At 64.1% G+C, this 18,253-nt stretch carries 18 protein-coding genes; 7 read left to right on the top strand and 11 right to left on the bottom strand.

Annotated elements, in window-relative coordinates; all coding sequences use genetic code 11:
- The first annotated feature begins 57 nt into the window (after positions 1-57).
- Both BDK88_RS16090 and BDK88_RS16095 read left to right on the top strand, forming a co-directional pair.
- Positions 58-1,140: a glutamate--cysteine ligase gene (locus tag BDK88_RS16090; RefSeq protein WP_130501325.1), complete on the top strand. Its 1,083-nt coding sequence runs from the start codon at positions 58-60 to the stop codon at positions 1,138-1,140.
- A gap of 52 nt (positions 1,141-1,192) precedes the next feature.
- A complete protein-coding gene (locus BDK88_RS16095; protein ID WP_130501326.1) occupies positions 1,193-1,786 on the top strand; it encodes a helix-turn-helix domain-containing protein in 594 nt (197 codons plus the stop codon).
- A gap of 24 nt (positions 1,787-1,810) precedes the next feature.
- On the opposite strand, the gene BDK88_RS16100 is transcribed toward BDK88_RS16095, so the two are convergent.
- The 8 genes from BDK88_RS16100 to rpl7ae form a co-directional block, all read right to left on the bottom strand.
- Positions 1,811-2,914 (bottom strand): M24 family metallopeptidase, encoded by a 1,104-nt coding sequence (locus BDK88_RS16100; protein WP_130501391.1) that lies wholly within the window; start codon positions 2,912-2,914, stop codon positions 1,811-1,813.
- 99 nt (positions 2,915-3,013) lie between these two features.
- Positions 3,014-6,028 carry an FAD-binding and (Fe-S)-binding domain-containing protein gene (locus BDK88_RS16105; protein ID WP_130501327.1) on the bottom strand — a complete coding sequence of 1,005 codons (3,015 nt, stop codon included), beginning with the start codon at positions 6,026-6,028 and terminating at the stop codon, positions 3,014-3,016.
- Positions 6,029-6,191: 163 nt separating this feature from the next.
- A complete protein-coding gene (gene sod / locus BDK88_RS16110; protein WP_130501328.1) occupies positions 6,192-6,794 on the bottom strand; it encodes a superoxide dismutase in 603 nt (200 codons plus the stop codon).
- A 215-nt stretch (positions 6,795-7,009) separates the two neighbouring features.
- Complete coding sequence (locus tag BDK88_RS16115) at positions 7,010-7,387, bottom strand: DUF7344 domain-containing protein (protein WP_130501329.1); 378 nt, start codon at positions 7,385-7,387, stop codon at positions 7,010-7,012.
- A 232-nt stretch (positions 7,388-7,619) separates the two neighbouring features.
- Entirely contained in the window at positions 7,620-8,084 is a 465-nt protein-coding gene (gene ndk / locus BDK88_RS16120) for a nucleoside-diphosphate kinase (RefSeq protein WP_008012982.1), read from the bottom strand.
- Positions 8,081-8,356 carry a 50S ribosomal protein L24e gene (locus tag BDK88_RS16125; RefSeq protein ID WP_130501330.1) on the bottom strand — a complete coding sequence of 92 codons (276 nt, stop codon included), beginning with the start codon at positions 8,354-8,356 and terminating at the stop codon, positions 8,081-8,083. The genes ndk and BDK88_RS16125 overlap by 4 nt, the downstream gene beginning before the upstream one ends.
- Positions 8,356-8,580, bottom strand: coding sequence for a 30S ribosomal protein S28e (locus tag BDK88_RS16130; protein WP_006064297.1), 225 nt, complete (start codon positions 8,578-8,580; stop codon positions 8,356-8,358). Before BDK88_RS16130 ends, BDK88_RS16125 begins: the two co-directional genes overlap by 1 nt.
- Before the next feature lie 11 nt (positions 8,581-8,591).
- Positions 8,592-8,954, bottom strand: coding sequence for a 50S ribosomal protein L7Ae (gene rpl7ae / locus BDK88_RS16135; RefSeq protein WP_008012956.1), 363 nt, complete (start codon positions 8,952-8,954; stop codon positions 8,592-8,594).
- A 398-nt stretch (positions 8,955-9,352) separates the two neighbouring features.
- Between rpl7ae and tmcA the strand changes: the two genes are divergently transcribed.
- The 5 genes from tmcA (at position 9,353) to BDK88_RS21300 (ending at position 13,725) form a co-directional block, all read left to right on the top strand.
- The gene (gene tmcA, locus BDK88_RS16145) at positions 9,353-11,605 is read left to right on the top strand and encodes a tRNA(Met) cytidine acetyltransferase TmcA (RefSeq protein ID WP_130501331.1); all 2,253 of its coding nucleotides are present in this window, start codon (positions 9,353-9,355) and stop codon (positions 11,603-11,605) included.
- Between the two features lie 70 nt (positions 11,606-11,675).
- The gene (locus tag BDK88_RS16150; protein ID WP_130501332.1) at positions 11,676-12,548 is read left to right on the top strand and encodes a DUF5518 domain-containing protein; all 873 of its coding nucleotides are present in this window, start codon (positions 11,676-11,678) and stop codon (positions 12,546-12,548) included.
- An 81-nt stretch (positions 12,549-12,629) separates the two neighbouring features.
- Positions 12,630-13,040, top strand: coding sequence for a hypothetical protein (locus BDK88_RS21835; protein WP_242611685.1), 411 nt, complete (start codon positions 12,630-12,632; stop codon positions 13,038-13,040).
- Entirely contained in the window at positions 13,025-13,510 is a 486-nt protein-coding gene (locus BDK88_RS16160; protein ID WP_130501333.1) for a DUF456 domain-containing protein, read from the top strand. The genes BDK88_RS21835 and BDK88_RS16160 overlap by 16 nt, the downstream gene beginning before the upstream one ends.
- Positions 13,511-13,554: 44 nt before the next feature.
- Complete coding sequence (locus BDK88_RS21300; RefSeq protein WP_165396979.1) at positions 13,555-13,725, top strand: hypothetical protein; 171 nt, start codon at positions 13,555-13,557, stop codon at positions 13,723-13,725.
- 86 nt (positions 13,726-13,811) lie between these two features.
- Here the strand turns inward: BDK88_RS21300 and BDK88_RS16165 are convergent, their stop codons facing one another.
- The 3 genes from BDK88_RS16165 to BDK88_RS16175 all read right to left on the bottom strand — a co-directional run bounded on the left by BDK88_RS16165 (position 13,812) and on the right by BDK88_RS16175 (position 18,090).
- Positions 13,812-15,530, bottom strand: coding sequence for a glutamate--tRNA ligase (locus BDK88_RS16165; RefSeq protein ID WP_130501334.1), 1,719 nt, complete (start codon positions 15,528-15,530; stop codon positions 13,812-13,814).
- A 153-nt stretch (positions 15,531-15,683) separates the two neighbouring features.
- Entirely contained in the window at positions 15,684-16,736 is a 1,053-nt protein-coding gene (gene idsA3 / locus BDK88_RS16170; protein ID WP_130501335.1) for a geranylfarnesyl diphosphate synthase, read from the bottom strand.
- A gap of 1 nt (position 16,737) precedes the next feature.
- Positions 16,738-18,090 (bottom strand): ribonuclease J, encoded by a 1,353-nt coding sequence (locus BDK88_RS16175; RefSeq protein ID WP_130501336.1) that lies wholly within the window; start codon positions 18,088-18,090, stop codon positions 16,738-16,740.
- Positions 18,091-18,253: the final 163 nt, after the last annotated feature.

Below are 18,253 nucleotides of genomic sequence, written 5' to 3' on the forward strand. Positions count from 1 at the left end.
AGACCGATCGTCCCGACTCCAAACCGTATTTACTGTCGGCGACGAAAGCACGACACGATGGAACGCGGGTCGCGAGACGCGTTTACGCGCATGGGAACGCTGGGGATCGAAGAGGAGTGTTTCGTCGTCGACGAGGACGGCCGGCCTACCAGCGGGACCGACGACCTCGTCTACGAGTACGACCCGCCCGAGATTCTCGAGGGACGGCTCGATCACGAACTGTTCAAGTTCGTCATCGAAACGCAGACGCCGCTGATCGAGGATCTCGGTGACGCCCGCGAGTCGCTGCTCGACATCCGCCAAGCGTTAGTCGACCACGCCGAGGCCCACGGCTACCGGATCGCCGCCGCCGGCCTCCACCCGCTTGCGAAGTGGCAGGAACTCGAGCACGCCGAAAAGCCTCGCTACCAGGCCCAACTCGACCGGATTCAGTATCCACAGCATCGGAACACGACCGCGGGCGTCCACGTCCACGTCGGCGTCGACGACGCCGACAAGGCGGTCTGGATCGCCAACGAACTGCGGTGGTACGTCCCGATCATGCTCGCACTCTCCGCGAACTCTCCCTACTGGAACGGCTTCGACACCGGCCTTCAGTCGGCGCGCGCGAAGATCTTCGAGGCGCTGCCGAACACGGGGATGCCGACCTACTTCGAAGACTTCGAGGCGTTCGATCGGTTCGAGCGGCTGATGCTCGAGACCGACTCGATCAACGATCGTGGCGAACTCTGGTACGACGTGCGCCCCCACACCGAACACGGCACGGTCGAACTGCGGACGCCGGACGGGCAGGCCGACCCCGATATCGTCATGGCGTTCGTCGAGTATGCCCACGCGCTCGTCGAGGCGCTGGCAGAGGAGTACGAAGATGGCACAAGCGGCTACCAGCATCGCCGAGAACTGCTCGACGAGAACAAGTGGCGGGCCATCCGCTATGGACAGGACGCGTCGTTTATTGACCGCGACCTTGAGGGAACGGTCGACCTCGGCGACCTCGTCGACCGTGAGTGCGAGCGGCTCGGGATCGATGGCATCAAACGGGTCTACGAGCGCGAAAGCGGCGCGGCTCGACAGCGACGGCTGTTCGAGGAGGACGGTCCAGACGCGCTGTGTGAGTCGCTCTTTTTGCAAACCGAATGACCGCCACAAAGGTTTAACTCCGCGCGAGGCCTCATCCTGTACGAGACGCCACATGAGTTCCGACGACGCAGACGACCATCCGGTCGACGACGCTGACGAGAGAGAAGAATCGCTCGCGGGACCGGACGACGTCGTCGAGACCGAGATCGGCCGTAGTCCGGCCGTCGAGGAACTCGACCAGCGGATCGTCGATCTGCTCTCGTGGATTCTGGATACGGAAACCCGTGCGAAGATCTACGTCTATCTGCTGGACAATCCGGGCAGTACCTCCGAGGAGGTCGCAAAGGGGACTGGACTCTATCCGAGTACGGTCCGCGAGGCACTCGCGGAACTCCACGAGGAAGCCCGCGTCAGCCGCGAAAAACGCGCCAGCGAAGGGGCCGGCAACAACCCATACGAGTACACCGCGATCCCGCCAAGCGACCTCGTCGGCGATGTCGTCGATCAGGTCCAACAGGAATTAAACACCATCTTCAGGCTCGATCGCGTCCTCGATCGCGAGCGCGAACCTGAGCCGGATACCCTCGCGGAGACCGAGCCGGTGACGATCACCGTCGATGACAGTACACCGCCGCTCGGCGACGACGAGGTTGAAGTCGAATCCGTCGACACTGAGAGCAACGAGGACGACACCGACGACAGCTAGCTGCTTGAATCGACCCGATGGACGCTACTCCTCGAGATCGAGAATCACGGGACGCTCGAGTTCGAGGTCTCGGTTGACCGCAGAGACGGTCGTCGTCGGCCAGCGATCCGTCGCTGTCAGGACCTCGACGTCGTCTGCCGTGACGAGTGCAGTGTCTTCGCTTTTTGCACCCTGTACCGTCGGATTCCACGCGTAGGCCATCGGCGCTTCGACCGGCGTGTCGTGGTCCGGCGTGGCGATCCACTCCCGGCCTGCGAAGCCGGCGGCTCCACCCTGATGGTGGTGTTCCCACTCGCCGTCGTAGCCCACCGCGTCGTAAGCGTCCTGGAGAGCAGCGAAGACGTCGCCAGCCGTGCCACTGGTATTTGCGGCTTCCTGCGTCGCTGCAAGTGCCGTCGTCTCCACGCGGGCTGTGGCCTCGTGGCGTTCCTCGAGCCACGCCGGCGGATCGAAGGCGACGGTTCGGGTACAGCTTGCATGGAGTCCGGCCCGTTCGGCAGTGACGGAGACGAGCGCGTACTCGCCGAGTTCGGCGTCGGTCGGCGTATAGTGGCGGTACTGCTGGGCCCGTGTTGCCCCGCCGACGAGGACAACGGGGGCCTCGATGTCACGGGCAGAGAGTGCGACTCGCAGGGCGGAGGCGACTTCGTGCTCTGTGTCCTCTGACTGGAGTTCGCGACAGACGGCTTCGACGGCGGCGGCCGTCTGCCTGCTGAGGTCACGATAGCGCTTCTGATCGCGGTCGGTCAGTGGCTGGCGCAACGGGGTCGGATCAACGCGCTCGAACCCAGAGAGGTCGATATCGATCGCAGCCTGCTCGTCGTCGCCGACGTACTCGGCGACGGCTTCGTCCAGCGACGACGCGTGCCAGGGGAACGATTCAACTACGAGTCCGTCGGTGTCTAGATCTGGAATTTCCTCGTTTACGATGCGATCGGTTTCGATGTTGTTCGCCACGATGGTCACGTTGGTCCCGTCGTAGCCCACCGCGGCGACGCCGATATCGCCCTCGCGGTCGACGACGTTGTTCCCACCGGTCAGCCATGCAAACGAGTTCGGCCGCACGAACCAGACCGAATCGAGGTCGTGGGACTCGAGGTAGGCCTCGAGACGCTCGCGTTTGTCCATGTCGGGTGCTGGCGAGGGGAGTTCTTCATACTGTCGGACAGCAGTCAGTGCGACGGCACACTGCATTCCGGTTCCCGATCGCTGCTCGAGATCGGTTCGCTACGTCTCGAGTGCGTGGGCGAGCATCTCGACGGGATGGGTGGGCCGGTCGTAGCCCTCGAAGTCGCCAATTTGTGTCCGACAGGAGGTTCCGGGGGCGACGACCGTCGTCTCGGTGCCGTCGCGGCGCGTGTGATCCTCGAGTTGGTCTCGCAATATCGAACCGATCGCCCGCGAGAGGTCGTAGTGGTCGGCTTCGTAGCCGAAACTGCCGGCCATGCCACAGCAGCCCGAATCGACGGGCTCGACGGGATAGCCAGCCCGCCGGAGCACGCCGACCGCGTGGTGGTCCGCGCCGCGGGCCTTCTGGTGGCAGTGACCGTGAAACGTCAGCCGCGTGTCCGCGGTTGTGGCACCGTCGAACGACAGGGCTTCGTCCAGCCGGTGGTCATCGAGGTATTCACAGACACCGAACGCATTCGCAGCGAGCGTCTCGACGCGCTCGTCGTCGAGCAGCGAGCGATACTCGTCGACAACCATCGCTGCATCCGAGGGCTCGACGAACAGGACCGCCCAGCCGCGCTCGAGATACGGCTCGAGATCGTCGAGCAGCGCTCGGCCCTGGTCGGCGGCGGCCTCGAGCAGCCCCTGGGAGTAGGCCGCGCGCCCGGTCGGCCCCAGTTCGGGAACCGCGACGCGAACCCCCGCCGCCTCGAGGACCTCGACGGCTGCTTTCCCGACTGCCGGATTCGAGTAGTTGGTGTCCGTGTCCGGGTAGAGGACGACCCCCGCGGTCGCCGTGTCCGCATCGAGCTGGGGCCCCCGCGCTCCGTACCAGTCGACCAGCGTTTCCCGCTGGAACGTCGGCAGCGACCGCTCGGCAGCGATCCCGACCGTCTTCTCGAGGGCGGTCCGCGCACCCGGCACCTTCGTGGCACGATTCGCAAGCGGTGCGACCGTACTCCCCAGCGACGCCAGCCGATCGACGTTCGCGAACAACTGTTCCCGGAGACTCGTCCCTTTGCGGTCGTGGTACTGCTGTTTGACCTCGGCTTTGAGCTTCGCAAGGTCGACCCCGGTGGGACAGTCGCTCTGACAGCCCTTACAGCCGATACAGAGGTCGAGTACCTCCGACTGAAACTGCTCGCTGTAGAGTTCGTCGGGGTCGATCTCGCCGCTGATCGCCGCCCGAAGCAGGTTCGCACGGCCTCGCGTGGTCGTGAGCTCCTCCTCGGTCGCGCGATACGTCGGACACATCACGTCGCTACCGGTCTGTCGGCAGGTCCCACAGCCGTTACAGAGTTCCACGAGGTGGGAAAAGCCGCCCTCCTCGTCGAAGTCGAGCGTCGTCCGCGGCTCGAGCGAGGCATACTCCGGCCCGTATCGGAGGTGATCGCGGATGTCAGTCGAGTTTTCACCACGGTAGACAACGTTCCCAGGATTTAGCCGCCAGTCCGGGTCGAACGCCGATTTGAGCTCCTTGAACGCGTCCCAGAGTTGGGGGCCGTACAGCTTCGGGTTGAACTCCGTTCGCGCGAGGCCGTCACCGTGCTCGCCCGAAAAGGAGCCGTTGTGTTCGGCGACGAGGTCGGTGACGTCGTCGGCGATGGCACGCATTGTCTCGACGTCGTCGCCGTCTTTCAGATTGAGGACCGGCCGAATGTGAAGCGTCCCGACGCCCGCGTGTGCGAAGTACGCTGCCGTCGTGTCGTGGGTCTCGAGAATCTCCTGGAAGCCCGCGACGTACTCCGCGAGTTCTTCGGGCGGGACGGAGGCGTCCTCGACGAACGGGTAGGGCTTCGGATCGCCCTCCATGCTCATCAACAGCGGGATCGCGGCCTTCCGAAGCTTCCAGAGTCGATCCTGTTTCGCCGGCGAAAACGCCTCGAGCGATTCGAACGCCCTGCCCTCGTCTACGAGGTGGGTCGTTGCCGCCGCCACTGCGTCCGGGAGGTCGTCGACGACCTCCGAATCGAACTCGAGCATCAGCGCTGCTTCGGTTCCCTCGGGAATCGGCTCCGCGTACTCGGCGTACTCCGCCGAGTCGGCGGCCAGCCGAAACACCTCGTCGTCCATGAGTTCGACCGCGCTGGCCTCGAGGTCGAGTGCTTCGGGGACGGCGGCAAGCGCCTCGAGCAGATCGTCATAACAGCAGACTGCGAGCGCGGTCTCGTCGGGGCGGGTCACGAGCGAGAGCGTCGCCTCGACGACGACACCGAGCGTGCCTTCGGCACCGACGAGCAGTTTCGAGAGGTTGATGATCCGATTCCCTTCGCTATCCGTTCGGATCACTTTTTGCAGATTGTAGCCGCTGACGCTGCGTTTGAGGTCTGGATACCGAGCTTCGATCTCGTCGGCGTTGTCCTCGACCAGCGCTCGAACCGTCCGGTAGATCGCAGCCTCGCGGTCGTCTTTCGAGACGAGCCGGTCCCACTCTGGACTGTCAAGGACGACGTCCCGGGTGTGGATCAGCGAGCCGTCGGCGAGCACGACCGCACACTCCTCGACATAGGCGTCCGTGATACCGTATCGCACTGAGTGTGCGCCCGTCGAGTTGTTCCCGATCCCGCCGCCGATCGTCGCGCGGTTCGACGAGGCCGGATCCGGTGCGAAACGAAGGCCGTGGGACTCGAGTGCGGCGTCGAGATCGTCCTGAACCACGCCCGGCTGGACGACAGCGGTTTGCTCGTCCGGATCGATCGCCTGAATCTCATCCATGTGTCGCGACAAATCGAGGACGACACAGCCCGGCCCGACGGTCTGACCGGCAAGCGAGGTGCCAGCGCCCCGCGGCACCACCGGCGCGTTGTGGTCGGCTGCGACGCGGACCGCTGCACGAACGTCCTCGACGTCCCGCGGGAAGACGACGCCGGCAGGCTGTGCGCTGTAGATGCTGCCGTCGGTCGCATAGAGCACGCGCGTGTACTCGTCGAAGCGCACGGCTCCGTCGCAGGCTGCCTGAAGGGCAGCCGCGAGCGATCCACTCGGCTCGACCGGTTCGGTTTCGGGGGATGGCTGGTATCGCTCCCGGTCTCGATCCTCGACAATCGTGTCGACGCTGTCCTCGGCGGCCATGTGGGGTGAGACATCATTCCACATATAGTTAAACCATGGTAGTCACAACCAATCAAGCGTCGTTACCCACCGATCTGACGGCGCGTCGACATCACCCGAACGCTACTGCGTCCGCTGTCGGGTGTCTGCGGGCGATAAAAATAGGGAGTTGACAACTCGTCGCTTACTCGAAGTGGTCGAGACACTTCTGGTACTCTTCTTCGGCCTTCTCCCAGTTGACGACGTCGAAGAAGGCGTCGATGAAGCTCCCGCGGTCCGGACCGTAGTCATAGTAGTAAGAGTGTTCCCAGACGTCCAGCGCGAGGACCGGATGGGAGCCCCAGAGTGCGCCCTGGTCGTGCTTGTCGACTGCGACGTTGCGCAGTTGCTTCGCAACCGGGTCGTATACCAGCAGTGCCCAGCCACTGGCGGCACCGGCTGCGGCCTCGAACTCGCCTTTCCAGCCCTCGTAGGAGCCGAAGTCCTCCTCGATGCGATCGGCGAGGTCGCCCTCGGGCTCGCCGCCGCCGTTCGGAGACATGTTCTCCCAGAACAGCGTGTGGAGATAGTGTCCACAGCCGTTGTGGGTGACGTTACTAATTGCCCCGGGCGTCGTACTGAAGTCGCCCTCTTCGCGGTTCTCCGCGAGGGTCTCTTCGGCCGCGTTGAGGCCGTTGACGTAGCCCTGGTGGTGCGTGTCGTGATGCCAGGTCAGGACCTGTTCGGAAATCGATGGCTCGAGTGCGTCGTAATCATACGGAAGTGGTGGAAGTTCGTGATCAGTCATAGTGTTTGCTTCATGTTCTGTATCGGTTCCTCGCCTGTTAAGTTTTGAGGAGTGGGACGTTATCACCCCGAATAAACTCACAGCTATCCTGTCGTGCGATTTCCCGATACTCACGAGCATCCACCACAGACTCGCTATTAAAAGTTTCAGCGGTCGGTGAGTCCCCGTCTCGCATCCGCTGGTCGCCGCTGCCGATTGCCGTGAACTCGCCCGTGTTACGTGATCTCCTTGTGACGAGCGTGTTCGAGCCACTCCTCGACTGATGGCTGTCGCCAGTATCGCACCATCTCGCTGCGTCGGTCGTATTCGAGAAGGCCTGCGTCTTCGAGTTTCGGGAGGTGGGTGTGTGTGAGCGCCAGTCGAACGCTCGCATGCCGGTCCGTCGTGTGTTCTCCGTCGCTCGTACCTGTCTGTTGTTCAAAGGCGACGACGTTCTCGGTGAGCGTTTCAAGCGTCGCGACGCCGTCCGGTTGATCATTCAGATGGTACAGTGCATACCGTCGTCGACTGTTCGAGAGGAGTTCGAAAACGAGATCCAGCGACGGCGTCGCGTCCGTCATCAACGGGGTCACTTTCCCGTCCGTTTCACGCATTCACGGCCCACCTCCTGTGTGTTACCATTCGAAACCACCAACAGCCTCTACTCTAGCCGTGACATTAGATGTTACGTCTCTCTAGATGAATACGTGTATTCTACTCTAGAATATTTGGCGGTAGTATTATCGAGAGAACACCCGCAGCGGTGTTGCCTTTGTTACAGCACAGAACACGCTAACGGGACGTGTACGTCCAGAAAATCGGAAACAGATGTGGGCTCGAGATCGATTACTCGTAGAGCCACTCGGCGTCGTGCTGATCGTAGTCGATCAGCTCGTCCTCGTCGAAGTGGATCGCGATCTCGCGTTCGTTTGCGCCCTCGTCCTCGTGGTCGGCGGCGTGGACGACGTTCCGACCGAGATCGAGCGCGTAGTCGCCCCGGATCGTGCCGGGTGCGGCCTCGAGCGGGTCGGTCTCGCCGATCATCTGGCGGACCTGTCTGGTCGCGTCCTGGCCCTCCCAGACCATCGGCACGACTGGACCCGAGGTGATGAAGTCCACGAGGTCGTCGTAGAACGGTTTGTCCTCGTGTTCGCTGTAGTGTTCCTCTGCCCGTTCACGGGGCATGTTCTCGACTTTGATGCCGACGAGCTTGAGCCCGCGGTCCTCGAGTCGGGAGACGACCTCGCCGACGAGGCCACGCGCGAAGGCGTCGGGCTTGACCATCACGAAGGTGCGCTCGTGATCGCTCATGCTTCCTCAGCCTCGATGTCGTCGCTCTCGTCCTCGGTGGACGTCTCAGCTTCGGCTTCGTCGGCTGCAGGTGCCTCTTCTTGGGCTGGGCCTTTGGCGCGACGACCCTCTTCGGTCCACTCCAGATCTCGGGGTTCGCGCCCGAGCTTGTAGTTTTTCTCCGCTTTGGAGTCGACGAAGTGGAGCACGGTGCCGTCGGTTTTGACGTACATGATGCCCGTGCCGGGTTCGATCTCTTCGCCCGTGTAGTCGCAGGTTCGTTTCTCGACCATTATTGTCCTCCGATGGAGTCGGCCTCGCGGGCGGTCTCGCGAAGCTGGAGTACGTCCCCTTCGCGGACCGGCCCGAGGCAGTTACGGGTGATGATGCGTCCCTGGTTCTCGCCCTCCTTGATCCGGCATTTGACCTGCATGGCTTCGCCGTGCATGCCGGTCTTGCCGACGATCTCGATGACCTCGGCGGGCGTAGAGCCGCTTTCTTCCTCTTCAGCACTCATCTCTGATCACCTCAGTCGAGGTCCTCGACCTTGTCGGCGATGTCCTCGACGTCGCCGTCGGCCTCGCCGGCGTCGACGATCGCCGCAGCGGCCGAGCCGACCTCGAGGCCGGCGGCGTGGCCGACGTCGTCTTGGGTCTCGATGAAGACGACTGGGATGCCTTTCTCGTCTGCGAGCTCCGGCAGGTGCATGACGATCTCCTCGGGGGAGACGTCTTCGGCGACGTAGACGAGGTCGGCGTTGCCGCGCTCGATGGCCTTCGTCGTTTCGTTCGTTCCTTTCTTTACTCGTCCGGTGTCTCGTGCGACCTCGAGCGCCTCGAGGGCGTCGTCTGCGAGGTCGGCTGGGATGTCGGTGGTTACGTAGACTGACATTGGTTGTTCACCTCTCCTACACGTGGGCTCGCGCTCCCCTGCCATCCGGGCACTGGGTACCCGTGCCGGAACGACTCCGGCGGAAGTCCTGTAGGGCTAGGAGCATCATCAACCCCGTGTAGGGTGTACACCTGAGTAGCGCTGCCCTCCTTAAAAGCGTGTTCAAACGAGCGAGTGCGTGAGATCGCTCCGCACGGATCGTTCGGTCGTGTGGACCGTTCCATCCGCTCGCGGCGAGAGCACCTCGCGTGCAATCATACGGACTACTGTCAGTCAGTTCCGGCGTATTCGCAGGACGAGTCGCGGAGACGCCGATAAATCGGTACAGCAGACCGGACAGTGTGTCCGCGCGTTGTCCAGCAGTATATTACGCTCGAGACGCCAACGCCACCACACACATGGACGTCGACGCCGTCGGCCTCGCCGAGTCGCTTCGCGGGGAAGCCGAGCGAACCAACGAGCGCCGACTGCTCGTGCTCGCGGGCGCTCGTAAACGGGGGTACGATACCCTCGAGTCGGTCCTCGATACCCTCTCGGTTCCGATCACCGAGACGACGCTTGTCGGTCCCGACGACCGACTCCGCTGTGAACAGCTCCCGCAGTCAAACGCCGGCGAACTGTTGGGAACAACCAGAGACGTGATCGCCGTCGACGCCCACGACGACCTCCGGCCGAACGCGCTCGGCAAAGTCGTCGGCGCAGTCGACGGCGGCGGCCTGCTCGTCCTGTTGACCCCGCCGCTTGCGTCCTGGCCGGATCGCCGCGACGAGTTCGATGCCTCGCTTGCAGTGCCGCCGTTCGACATCGACGACGTCACCGGCCGGTTCAAACGCCGGCTCGTCGAGACGCTGCGAGTCCACCGTGGGATCGCGATCGTCGACCTCGAGACCGACAGCGTCGACGCCGACGGACTGACCGATCCGGCCCCGCAGATGCCGACGGAGCCGCCGACGCCGCCAGTCGACCACCGATTCCAGACTGCGATCTACGAGGCTTGCCTGACGGCCGATCAGGTCGACGCCGTCGCCGCGCTCGAGTCGCTTTCCGAGACCGAGCGGGCTGTCGTCCTCGAGGCCGACCGCGGCCGGGGCAAATCGAGCGCCGCGGGACTGGCCGCTGGTGCGTACGCCGTCGCCGGCGAGGACGTGCTCGTGACCGCGCCCGCCGCCCGGAATACGGCGGAACTGTTCGATCGTGCCAGCGACCTTGTCGAGCACCTCGAGTCCGACGCTGTCGTCGACTCCCGCCGGATCGAGACGACCGCGGGCGGCTCAGTTCGTTTTCGGAAACCCAACGCGGCCATCGATGCACTCGCGTCGGCCGACATCGTCATCGTTGACGAGGCTGCCGCCCTGCCAGTCGCGACGCTCGAGTCGCTGCTTGCAGCCGACCGCATCGCTTTCGCAACGACGATCCACGGCTACGAGGGTGCAGGACGTGGCTTCTCGGTCCGGTTTCGGGAACGACTCGCCGAAAGCGATCACGAGGTGATCGACTGCCAGCTCGCCGAGCCGATCAGGTACGCGGCGGGCGATCCCGTCGAAGTGTGGGCCTTCCGCGCCTTGCTACTCGACGCCCGCCCGCCGGTCGACGCGCTCGTGGCCGACGCGGTCCCTGAAACGGTCGACTACCGGCGGCTCGAGCCTGCCGACTTACTCGCGGACGAACCCCTGCTCCGGGAGGCCTTTGGCCTGCTCGTGCTCGCCCACTACCGAACCGAACCCAACGATCTCGCGCGGTTGCTCGACGCGCCCAATCTCGAGGCCCGCGCGCTCGTCCACGACGGCCACGTCGTCAGCGTGGCGCTGCTCGCTCGCGAGGGGAATCTCTCGCCGGCCACGCGAGCGATGATGTACGAGGGCGGCCGCGTCCGTGGCAACATGCTGCCGGACGTACTGACCAGCCAGTTGCGGGACGAGGCGGCAGCCGAGCCGGCTGGCCTGCGCGTCGTCCGTATCGCGACCCACCACGCTGCCCGCTCGCGGGGGCTTGGCTCGCGTCTGCTCGAGTGCGTTCGCGACGAATTCGGAACCACGGTCGACTGGCTCGGCACCGGCTTCGGCGCGACACCCGGCTTGCTGGCGTTCTGGCGTGAGAACGGCTATCGAGCGATCCACGTCTCGACGACACGCAACGACGCCAGCGGCGAGTACTCCGCGCTCATGCTCGCGCCGACGAGCGCCGATGGACAGGCATTACACGACCGCCATGCCGACTGGTTCGTCCGCCGATTCGACGCCCTCTGTTCCGACGCGCTCGACGACCTCGAGCCCGACGTCGCTCGTGCGCTGCTCCGTAGCGTCGCCGATGGGGCCGGGGCGTCACTTTCGTTGACCGATCATGAATGGCGTGTCGTCGCGGGAGCGGCCTACGGACCGGGGCTGTTCGATATCGATCCCGGGCCGTTTCGCGACCTCGTCGTCCGGTACTTCGTCGACGATCCAGCGGCCGTCGACCTGAGCGACCGCGAGGAACGGCTGTTCATCCTGCGTGTCCTCCAGAGTCGCGACTGGGACGTCGTCGCCGATCGCCTCGGATACCACTCGACGGGACAGTGTATGCGGGCGCTCGGCGACGCCGTCTGCCCGCTGGTCGACCAGTACGGGGGAGACACGGCGCTTGCGGTTCGGGATCGATTCGCCGAGCGCTGACCGCGAGGCTCCACGCGATACGCCCAGCAATAATTTTAACATTCTAACAACAACTGGGCGAATGGTACTGATGCCCTCCTTTCGATCCCTCCTCGAGCGACTGACCGACGACCGGTTACGAGCCGCAACCCTCGTCGGGCTCGCGTCGATTCCGATAACACTGGTCTTGGCGTTGGACGCCGTCCCGCGTGATGGTGTCGTCATCGGCGGTCTCAGTCCAGCAACACCGTTGCTCGCGGCTGGACTGTTCGTCGGCTATCACTACCATGACCGGTCGATAGCAAGTCGCCGCGCTGGCGTGCGAACCGGCCTCGTCGGGTCGGGTGGCGTCCTCGCGGAGTCCGTCGCCGATCTGGTCACGACGCTCGGCTCCGAGTCGCCGGCGATGACTGCCGTCACTGTCGTCTTGTTCCTCGTCGAGCTCGTTCTCGGTGTTGCGTTCGTAGCGCTGCTCACGATGGCCAGCGCGATCGTCGGCGCGTGGGTCGCCAGCAATGTCGCTCGGGTGCGCGATCCCACGGCACCGCGAGCCGAACGTGAACGGCCTGTCGACGACTCGCGGTGGTGGCTCCCAGTCGTCGTGTACGTGCTCGTTGCCCCGCTGGTGTTGCTCTTCGTGTTCTGGATTGTGTCCGACGGTGGCGGTGGTTCAGTGATTATTGGCGCGTTGTTGCTATTTTGTCTGGTTGTCACTGCGATCGCTGCAGTCGTCTCGCTCGTCAAAGATACAGAGACGCTCGTGGATGCGAGCGCGGCCTGGCAACCGCTTTCGGTAGTGTACGTGGCTGGTCCGGTGGGCGTGTACGCGCTCGTCTATCTGGTCGCCTCACTTCGCCAGTCGATACACCCACCCGGGGACGCCATGTATGGATTCGTCGTTGCACTCTGGGGGTCGTCGCTCGTGTATCTCATCAACAGACACCGGTACGTCGGCACGCCTTGACATCATCCAGCGTACCGCCTTCAGCCCGCGGAGAGGCGGCCACCATTATTTGACGTTCATGCTGGAAGGCTCCAAAACTGGATGGCTCAGTTGACGACGGGTGCGTTGCTGGTCTTTCTGATTATTGCCGTCGCGCTCGTGTCGCTCCCATCGACCACCGTCCAGAGCGGCGATGTCTACACGGTCCAGCTCACCGACGACGCGCTTCAGACGCTGCTCGAGGTCGACGGCGTCGACCTGGTGCCCGGCGTGACGGCCGAAACCGACCTCGAGACGCTCGCCCCGGAACAGACGCTCGTCGAGATCATCCTCACGGCAGGGTCGGACCTGATTGGCGAGACGATCGACTCGGCAGGCTTTTCAGTGAGCTTTTGGGGCGTGTCGTCGTGCTTCGGACGCTACGAACCGGCCGCCGACCGAGCCGACTCGAGGCAGCCGGCAGCATGGCTTTGGCGTTTGAGCCCCTCGAGTGACATATGGTCGACGCGGTAACGGTCCTCGCGATTGCCTTGCTCGTCGGTGCCATCGTCGGAGCGGCCGTGCCGATGGTTCCGAGTGGGCTCCTCTCGCTTGCCGGCCTCGGCGTCTACTGGTGGGGTGCCGGGTTCGCCGAGTTGAGCGCACTGGCCTTCGTCGTGCTCGCTGTCCTCGCCATCGTCACGGCACTCATCGAGTTCTTCGGCGGCTCGATCGCCGCCCGCGCAGGCGGTGCGTCGTGGCTGACGACCGCGGCTGCTGCTATCGTCGGGATCGTCCTCATGGTCGTCACCGGGCCGCTTGGCCTCCTCGTCGGCCTCTTTGGCACTGTCTTCGTCCTCGAGTTCGTTCGTGACGGCGAACTCGAGGGGAGCACCCGCTCAGCCGTTTACACGACGATCGGCGTTCTCGCGTCGACAGCGGTGCAAGTGCTGCTAACGGCGTCGATCCTCTTTGGGTTCGTCGTCGCCGTCTTCGTACTGTGATCGCGGGCAAACACTGAAGCTGTGGCTCTCGTTCACACGGACGAATGAAACCGGAGTGTTCCGAGCCTGACTGCGAGCGCCCCGCCACGGTCGAGTTGCACATCCCATGGGACGAGAACCGGCTCGTCTGTGCCGCCCACGCTCGCGTGTTGGGTCGGCAAGATGGTGTCGTCGCCGACCCGGATCCGGATCGTGCGGACGACTTACTCGAGTAACGTATCAGACGGCTCGCTGTCGGTCAGTTCCGGCGCACTCACGACCGCACTGTGGGTGTGCCGGGAACTCGGGACAGCACTCCGTCTCAGGGATGGGCGTAGTAGACGACCGTCTCGTCTTCGTCGTGGCGGTCGATCCGCGCGAAGCCGACGCGCTCGAACTGGACCATCTCGTCGGACTCGAGGGCGGCGACACCCGGCTCGGCGCGTCCGGAGACGTCGCCATCCATCGTTCGCATCCGGACGGGAACGCTCTCGCTGGCAGGCACCCAGTGGACGACGTCGACGTCTCCCTCGCGGACGACGTCGATGTCGTCGCCGGTATACTGGAGCGTGTCGCGGGTGTACTGGAAACAGCCCAGTCCCTTGAGCCAGATCCGTTCCTCGCGGCCGGGGAGGTCTCCTTCCTCGAGTAAGACGGCATCGCTGACCGGGATCTCTCGCACGCCGCGGTCCTCGTGGTTGGGGTGGAGCGGCGGGTTCGCTTCGTCCGGTGGGCTACCGCCGAGCGGGAGCTGGACGCCGTCACGGACCAAAAAGCGGCGGTCGGTTTCGTCGTCGATCAGGTCGCGGTTGTTCGCGTAGATCGAACTCATCGCGAGGTCGACGTCGGTGGTCGAGGTACCCAGCTGAGTCATCGCGTCGACGATAGCCTCGCCGCGGATGCCGCGCCGGCGCAGGCTCTTGAGCGTCGGCGCGCGCGGGTCGTCCCAGCCGTCGAGTTTGCCTTGCTCGATCAGTTCCGAGATGGTCGACGTGCTCATCTTGACGTCATAGTCGTCGAGTTGGACGTGACCCCAGTGGATCACTTCGGGGTAGTCCCAGTCGAAGTAGTCGTAGACGAACTGCTGGCGTTTCGCGGAGTCCTGTAGGTCGATCCCGCGGATAATGTGTGTGATCCCGATGAGGTGGTCGTCGACGCCCGACTGGAAGTCCAACATCGGCCAGCACCGGTACTCGCTGGCCTCCTCGCGCGGGTGTGGCGTGTCGATCATCCGGAAGGCGACCCAGTCGCGCAGCGCGGGGTTCTTGTGCTCGATGTCGGTTTTGACCCGCAGGACCATCTCGCCACTGTCGTACTCGCCGTCGATCATGGCCTCGAACTCGGAGCGCACGGTCTCAGTGTCCTTGTCGCGGTGGGGACACGGCTCGCCCGAGTTCTTCAGCTCCGAGAAGTCCTCGCCTGAACACGAGCAGGTGTAGGCCCCGCCCAGGTCGATCAGCTCGCGGGCGTGGTCGTAGTAGGTCTCGAGACGGTCGCTCGCCTTGTACGTCGCGTCGGGCTCGAAGCCGAGATAGTCGAGATCCTCGAGAATGTCGTCGTAGGCCGCGAGATCCGGCCGTTTGGTCTCGGGGTCGGTGTCGTCGAAGCGCACGCAGAACCAGCCGTCGTAGCGGTCGCGATAGGTGCCGATGACGGCGGGCATCCGGGCGTGGCCGACGTGCCACGGGCCGTTGGGGTTTGGCGCACATCGCATCCGGACCTCGTCGTACTCCTCGGCGTTCGGCAGGTCGGGGAGGTCGTGTTCGTCTTCTTCCTCTTCGGCTTCGATCTCGGCGAGTTCCTCGGGGGCGAGTTCCTCGAGGCGAGCGCGTTTTTCCTCGTAATCAAGATCGTTGACCCGTCCGACGACGCCGCCGGCGATGCCCGGAATCTCGTCGCCGTGCTCGCGGAACTCGGGGTTGTCGCCCATTAGCGGTCCCATGATCGCGCCGACGTCGGCGTCGCTTTCGTGTTTGACCGCGTTCAACAGCGCGTGCTTTTCGACCTCGCGCTCGACGCGCTCGCGTAACTCGTCGTTCATTACCGTGTGCTATCCGCGCCCGGTCAAAAACCCTCGCGATTCGCGGTGTTGCTCGATCTGTGCGGCGACTGATGTCAGACGGACTGCCGTCGTCGTGCCGGTACGACCGCGATCGTCCTGGGTCTCACCGGGAACGCGGTATAGCAGCCCGTCTCAGTAGCCGCGTTCGATCAGGTAATCCGCGAGTTCACAGAGGAGGTCACGCGCCTCGTTGTCCGGCAAGACCTCGAGTCGGTTCTTGCCGCGTTCGACCAGATCGCGGGCGGTCTGGTTCGCATAGGAGATCGAGCCAGCCGCCTCGAGTTCGGCGACTGCGTCGTCGATCTCGGCTTCGGTGACCGCGTCGACGTCGTCGGTGTCGACTAAGTTGTCGACGTCAACGCCCTGCTCGCGGGCGTGGACGGTGATCAGCGTCTGTTTGTTCTCGACGAGGTCGCTGCCCCGCTGTTTGCCGAGTTGCTCGCTGGGGACGGTCAGGTCGAGGACGTCGTCCTGAATCTGGAACGCACGGCCGACGTCGAGCCCGTAGCCGTAGAGTTCGTCGATCGTCTCGTCGTCCGCGCCGAGCAAGATCGCCGGCAAGCACGCCGATGCTGCGTAGAGGACGGCCGTCTTCTGTTCGACCATCTCGAGGTACTCGTCGGGCGAGACGTCGGTGCGTTCCTCGAAGGTGACGTCGAGCGACTGCCCTTCGCAGATGTCCGTACAGGTGGTCGCGAGGACCTCGAACGCGTCGACGACACGGTCCGACTCCGCGTTCGTCTCGAGCATGATCTCGAACGCTTTCGAGTAGAGCGTGTCGCCGGCCAGAATGGCCGTCTCGAGATCGTACTCCTTGTGGACGGCGGGGACGCCACGCCGGAGGTCGTCGTCGTCCATGATGTCGTCGTGGATCAGGGTAAACGACTGGATGACCTCGACGCTGACAGCACCAGCCATCACGTCCACTGGGCCGCTGTCGTCGAGTGAGGGAAACGACCGATACCCGGTTGAGAGCGCCTCGACGTCGGCCAGCGCCTCCGCTGTCGTCAGGAAGACGGTCGGCCGGAGCCGCTTGCCGCCTGCATCCAGCAGGTACCGAGAGGCTTCGTAGAGCCGCTCGGGTCGCTGGATGGGAAGCTCCTCGGGAATCGCGTCGTTGACGAGTTCACGACGCTTGCGCACCGCTTCGAGCACCGCCTGTTCGCGTGCCTCGGGACTCGTCATATCAGTCGACGAGCTGGATGAGGTTCCCGTTGCGCGTGACGTGGAGGTCCCGTCCGAGCTTGTAGCCCTCGTTCGAGGCGAGGTCGACGTAGCCCGAGAACCCTTTCATGTCCTGGTGGGCCGGAATGACGTGCTGGGGCTGGAGCGCGTCGAGCATCTCGTAGTGACCCTCCTGGTTCATGTGCCCGGAGACGTGGATGTCGTCGTAGATGCGCGCGCCCTGCATGCCCAGGAGCTTCTCGGCCTGGTAGCGCTGGCCCTCGTTGGTCGGCTCGGGGATGACCCGTGCCGAGAAGACGACCTTGTCGCCCTCGTCCAGTTCGTAGGGCGTTTCGCCGCGGGCCATCCGGGTAAGCATCGCGCGGGGCTCGCCCTGGTGGCCAGTGACGACTGGCAGGTAGTCGCCTTTCCCCTCGTTCATAATGCGCTTGAACGTGCGGTCGACGGACTTGCGGTGGCCGAACATCCCCAGATCAGTGGGGAAGTCGATAAAGTCGAGCCGTTCGGCGGTGCCCGAATACTTCTCCATCGAGCGACCCAACAGGACGGGCTGGCGACCGATATCGTCGGCGAACTCGACGAGCGACTTCACGCGGGCGATGTGACTCGAGAAGGTGGTGGCGACGATCCCGCCGTCGTAATCCTCGAGGCTATAGAGGACGTCCCGGAGGTGTTCGCGGGCGACGTTTTCGGAGGGCGTCCGGCCCTTCTTGTTGGCGTTGGTACAGTCCTCGATGTAACAGAGGACGCCCTCTCCCTCGCGACCGATCTCACGGAACCGCTCCATGTCGATCGGGTCGCCGATGACGGGCGTGTGGTCCATCCGTTTGTCCAGCCCGTAGACGATCGCGCCCTCGGGCGTGTGGAGGACGGGGTTGATCGCGTCGATGATCGAGTGGGTGACGTTGACGAACTCGAGGTCGATCTTTCCGGAGTCACCGATCGACATCATTTCGCCGGCGTCCATCTTGATCAGGTCGTTCTCGACGCCGAACTTCTGTTCGCCCTCGATCTGCTGTTTGACGAGCTCGATCGTAAACGGCGTTGCGACGATCGGCGCGTCGTATCGGTGCGCGAGCTTTGAGATCGCGCCGATGTGGTCAAGGTGACCGTGGGTCGGGACGATCGCCTGGACGTCGCCCTCCAAGTCGCTCATGACTCGGTCGTCGGGGATCGCGCCCATGTCGATCAGGTCGAGACTGTGCATCCGTTCGGTTTCGACGTTGTCGTGGATCAGCACCTTCGAGAGGTTCAGACCCATATCGAAGATGACGACGTCGTCACCGGCGCGGACGGCAGTCATCTGCCGTCCGACTTCTTCGTAGCCGCCAATCGTTGCGATTTCGATTTCCATGGTTCGTAGCACTGAAAGCCGCGTTGTGGACTCTCATCGAAACGGTCCGCGGACTCCTGGTTGTTCGGCCCCGGCGTCTTGCAGCGCGTCGGCCATCCCGCTATGCGCTCGCGGAGACAACCAGTCTCCGGCCGGCCTCCGACATCGGAAGCCCCGAACGCAC

This window comes from Natrinema hispanicum (genome assembly GCF_004217335.1).
GTDB classification, from domain to species: domain Archaea; phylum Halobacteriota; class Halobacteria; order Halobacteriales; family Natrialbaceae; genus Natrinema; species Natrinema hispanicum.

What these genes read in the sequence shown, in the direction of transcription:
- BDK88_RS16125 (WP_130501330.1), bottom strand. Translation starts at nt 8,356, where the DNA reads ATGGTCGAGAAACGAACCTGCGACTACACGGGCGAAGAGATCGAACCC.
- rpl7ae (WP_008012956.1), bottom strand. Translation starts at nt 8,954, where the DNA reads ATGTCAGTCTACGTAACCACCGACATCCCAGCCGACCTCGCAGACGAC.
- idsA3 (WP_130501335.1), bottom strand. Translation starts at nt 16,736, where the DNA reads ATGACGAGTCCCGAGGCACGCGAACAGGCGGTGCTCGAAGCGGTGCGC.
- BDK88_RS16160 (WP_130501333.1), top strand. Translation starts at nt 13,025, where the DNA reads ATGGTCGACGCGGTAACGGTCCTCGCGATTGCCTTGCTCGTCGGTGCC.
- sod (WP_130501328.1), bottom strand. Translation starts at nt 6,794, where the DNA reads ATGACTGATCACGAACTTCCACCACTTCCGTATGATTACGACGCACTC.
- BDK88_RS16090 (WP_130501325.1), top strand. Translation starts at nt 58, where the DNA reads ATGGAACGCGGGTCGCGAGACGCGTTTACGCGCATGGGAACGCTGGGG.
- BDK88_RS16175 (WP_130501336.1), bottom strand. Translation starts at nt 18,090, where the DNA reads ATGGAAATCGAAATCGCAACGATTGGCGGCTACGAAGAAGTCGGACGG.
- BDK88_RS16100 (WP_130501391.1), bottom strand. Translation starts at nt 2,914, where the DNA reads ATGGACAAACGCGAGCGTCTCGAGGCCTACCTCGAGTCCCACGACCTC.
- BDK88_RS16165 (WP_130501334.1), bottom strand. Translation starts at nt 15,530, where the DNA reads ATGAACGACGAGTTACGCGAGCGCGTCGAGCGCGAGGTCGAAAAGCAC.
- BDK88_RS16105 (WP_130501327.1), bottom strand. Translation starts at nt 6,028, where the DNA reads ATGGCCGCCGAGGACAGCGTCGACACGATTGTCGAGGATCGAGACCGG.
- BDK88_RS16130 (WP_006064297.1), bottom strand. Translation starts at nt 8,580, where the DNA reads ATGAGTGCTGAAGAGGAAGAAAGCGGCTCTACGCCCGCCGAGGTCATC.
- BDK88_RS16115 (WP_130501329.1), bottom strand. Translation starts at nt 7,387, where the DNA reads ATGCGTGAAACGGACGGGAAAGTGACCCCGTTGATGACGGACGCGACG.
- ndk (WP_008012982.1), bottom strand. Translation starts at nt 8,084, where the DNA reads ATGAGCGATCACGAGCGCACCTTCGTGATGGTCAAGCCCGACGCCTTC.
- BDK88_RS16095 (WP_130501326.1), top strand. Translation starts at nt 1,193, where the DNA reads ATGAGTTCCGACGACGCAGACGACCATCCGGTCGACGACGCTGACGAG.
- BDK88_RS21835 (WP_242611685.1), top strand. Translation starts at nt 12,630, where the DNA reads ATGGCTCAGTTGACGACGGGTGCGTTGCTGGTCTTTCTGATTATTGCC.
- BDK88_RS21300 (WP_165396979.1), top strand. Translation starts at nt 13,555, where the DNA reads ATGAAACCGGAGTGTTCCGAGCCTGACTGCGAGCGCCCCGCCACGGTC.
- BDK88_RS16150 (WP_130501332.1), top strand. Translation starts at nt 11,676, where the DNA reads ATGCCCTCCTTTCGATCCCTCCTCGAGCGACTGACCGACGACCGGTTA.
- tmcA (WP_130501331.1), top strand. Translation starts at nt 9,353, where the DNA reads ATGGACGTCGACGCCGTCGGCCTCGCCGAGTCGCTTCGCGGGGAAGCC.